The organism is Dyella japonica DSM 16301 (genome assembly GCF_001010355.1).
In the GTDB taxonomy this organism is placed as follows: domain Bacteria; phylum Pseudomonadota; class Gammaproteobacteria; order Xanthomonadales; family Rhodanobacteraceae; genus Dyella; species Dyella japonica.
The window spans coordinates 1-368 of record NZ_JPLA01000154.1; the positions used below are offsets into that span (position 1 = coordinate 1).

Genomic DNA, 368 nt, shown 5'->3' on the forward strand with positions numbered 1-368 from the left:
GGTTTCGAGGCGGGTGGGTCAAACCAAAAAAAAACAAAGAAAGGGCTTGATTTCGAGAAGGAGAAACAAACAGCATATGAGAAAGACGCTATCGAACGCCAGTACCAATCTCGCATTGAGTCTTTGGTTGCCGATCTTAATGATTATCGTGCTACTAATGACAGGTTGCACAACGAAATCGCAACCGTCCGTAAGTACCTCGGTGACGCTACCGGCCCTCAGCCCGACAGCAAGACAACCGCCCAGATCGCCCGTGTGCTCACCGAACTGTATTCAGAAAGCATCACAGAATACAGACAAGTGGCAGAAGAGGCTGAAAAGTATCGTGTTGCCGGCGAGCAGTGCGAACTACAGTATGATGCAATGCG

Annotated in this window: 1 protein-coding gene; it reads left to right on the plus strand. The window is 49.5% G+C overall.

Translation table 11 applies throughout. The features are described 5' to 3' along the window. Positions 1–368, plus strand: a 368-nt coding sequence (locus tag Y882_RS18490; protein ID WP_046973427.1) for a DUF2514 family protein, incomplete at both ends; no start/stop codon positions are given.